This window comes from Dactylosporangium sp. CA-092794 (genome assembly GCF_050948465.1).
Taxonomy (GTDB): domain Bacteria; phylum Actinomycetota; class Actinomycetes; order Mycobacteriales; family Micromonosporaceae; genus Dactylosporangium.
On record NZ_CP192044.1, the window covers coordinates 5,844,826 to 5,847,692 of the forward strand.

Consider the following 2,867-nt stretch of genomic DNA (forward strand, 5'->3'; position numbering starts at 1 on the left):
TCCGGTGTTCGCGGCGGCGTTCGATGAGGTGTGCGGGCATTTGGGGATGCCGTTGCGTGACCTGATCGCTGATGGCGGGGATCTGGATCAGACGGCGAATACGCAGGCTGCTCTGTTTGCGGTGCAGGTGGCGTTGTTCCGTTTGGTGGAGTCGTGGGGGATCCGTCCTGATGTTCTTGCGGGTCATTCGATTGGTGAGGTGACCGCGGCGTATGTGGCTGGGGTGTGGGACCTGGCGGATGCGGCGCGGATTGTGGCGGCGCGGGGCCGGTTGATGCAGGCGCTACCGGCTGGCGGGGCGATGGTGGCGCTGACCGCATCGCATGAGGAGGCTATGGACCTGATCGCCGGGCATACCGATGTGGGTGTAGCCGCCGTGAACGGTCCGCGGTCGACGGTGATTTCCGGTGCGGCCGAGATGGTGTTGGGGCTGGCCGATCGGTGGCGGGATCGAGGGGGTAAGGCCCGGCGGTTGCGGGTGAGTCATGCGTTCCATTCGCCGTTGATGGAGCCGATGCTGGGCGAGTTCGCGACCGTGCTGGACAGTGTGGTGTGGCGTGAGCCGTCGATTCCTGTGGTTTCGGGTACGCCCGGTGCGGAGGTGACCGGTCCGGCGTATTGGGTGGCGCATGTCCGTGAGGCAGTGCGGTATCACGATGCGGTGTCCGCGTTGGGTGCGGACATTTTCCTGGAGTTGGGGCCGGATGGGTCGTTGTCGGCGATGGCCGATGGCGGGGTGTGGTTGCCGGCGTTGCGGGCGGGGCGGGACGAGGCTGAGACGCTGCTGACGGCCGTCGCTGGGGTCCATGTGCATGGTGGGACCGTGGACTGGGCGGCGCTGCTCGGCGGGGCCGTGGCCGGGCGGGTGGAGCTGCCGACGTACGCCTTCCAGCACCAACGGTTCTGGCCCGAGACTCGGCGGCGGGTGGCACCGCATGGGCTCGAAACCCTCGACGCCGAGTTCTGGGCGGCGGTTGAGCGGCAGGATGCGGGGTCGGTGTTGCCGATGCTGTCGTCGTTGCGGCAGCGGCAGTCGAAGGCCACGGTGGACGGTTGGCGGTACCAGATCGGCTGGTCCCGGCTCGCCGGTCAGCCGGTGGCGTTGTCGGGCCTGTGGGCGGTGATCGCGGCGCCCGGTACCGGTGATGACGTCGCGGCGGAGCTGGCTGCGGCGGGCGCTGAGGTGGTGCGGCTGAGCCCGGGCGACCCGGTGCCGGAGGTGGCCGGCGGCGTGTTGCTGGCTTCGCCGGGCCGCGAATGTGCCGTGGAGTTGCTGGTGGTGGCGCGGCAGTGGGGTCCGGTGCCGTTGTGGGTGGTGACCCGGGAGTTGGACACGAATGCGTGGCAGGGGCAGGTGTGGGGCCTCGGCCGGGTGATCGGTGTGGAGCAGCCGGATCGGTGGGGTGGTCTGGTCGATCTCGCGGATGGTGCGCCGGCGGGGTCGTTGGTGGCGGCGATGGGTTCGGGCGAGGACCAGGTCTCGGCGCGGGCGGACGGCCTCTACGGGATGCGGTTGCGTCCGGCGCCGGTCGACAGGAGTGCGGGCTGGGAGCCCTCGGGGACGGTCCTGGTGACCGGTGGTACGGGCGCCCTTGGGCTGCGGGTGGCGCGGTGGCTGGCCGAGCACGGGGCGGAGCGCCTCGTCCTGGTCAGCCGGCGGGGTGGTCCGGCGCCGGATCTCGGGATCCCGGTGGAGGTCGTGGCGGCGGATGCGGCGGATCGCGATGCGATGGCGGCGGTCCTGGCCGAGTATCCGGTGACGGCGGTCGTGCATGCGGCCGGGGTGATTGATGACGGGGTGTTGGGGTCGTTGACGCCGGAGCGGTTCGACACGGTGGCTCGGGCGAAGATCGACGCGGTCCTGAACCTCGACGCGTTGACGGCGGACCTGGGTTTGCAGGCGTTTGTCGTCTTCTCGTCGGTGGCGGCCCTGTTCGGGTCGCCGGGGCAGGGGAACTATGCCGCCGCCAACGGGTTCCTGGACGCCTACGCGCGGCAGCGCCGGGCTCAGGGCGCGCCGATGGTCTCCATCGGGTGGGGCGCGTGGGCCGGCGACGGGCTGGCCGCGGGGATCCGGCGGAGTGCTGTCGCGGGCATGGACCCGGCGCTGGCGGTGACGGCGCTGGAGCACGCGGTCCGCGAAGGGTACCTGGCGGTGGCCGATGTCGACTGGCGGAAGGTGGTCGAGCTCAGTGCTGGCCGGGTTCGGGCCTGGCTGACCGAGCTGCCCGACGTGCGGGCCGCACTCGCCGAACGGGCCGGCGGCGCCGGGGACTCGGCCTGGCTCGACCGCATCGGCGACACCCCCGCCGGGCAGCGCCTCCCGCTGATCCTCACGCTCGTCCGGGAGGAGGCCGCGGCCGCCCTCGGCCACCACGGGCCCGACGACATTCCGCCCGACGTCGTCTTCCGGGAGCTGGCCTTCGACTCACTGACCGCCGTCGACCTGCGCAACCGGCTGACGGCCGCCATCGGGCTGACGCTGCCGGCCACGATGGTGTTCGACCACCCGACACCGCGGGCGCTCGCCGAGTACCTCGACGCCGAACTCTCCGGTGGTGCCGGCGGCCCCGGACCGTCCGTCCTCGATGAGCTCAGCCGCCTCGAGAACGTCCTCGCCGGTCTCACCGCCGACAACCTCGCCGTGACGCTGCCCGGCGAGGAGGCCCGGCGCGAAGTCACCGGCCGGCTCAAGGCGCTCATGGCCGCCTGGCGCGACATCCAGCACGACGACGGCGATGGCGAGAACGTCGCCGAACAGCTCCAGGACGCCTCCGACGCCGACCTGTTCGACTTCATCGACAACCGGTACGGCCAGTCATGACGCCTCCCTTTGCCGCTAGCGAAGAAACTGTGGGTGATCGGCA

Annotated in this window: 1 pseudogene (running past one end of the window); it reads left to right on the plus strand. The window is 71.2% G+C overall.

Annotated elements, in window-relative coordinates:
- A pseudogene (locus ACQPXD_RS24925) lies at positions 1 to 2,545 on the plus strand (type I polyketide synthase) (its annotated part extends 25,157 nt beyond the left edge of the window); the annotation flags it as partial.
- Positions 2,546 to 2,867: the final 322 nt, after the last annotated feature.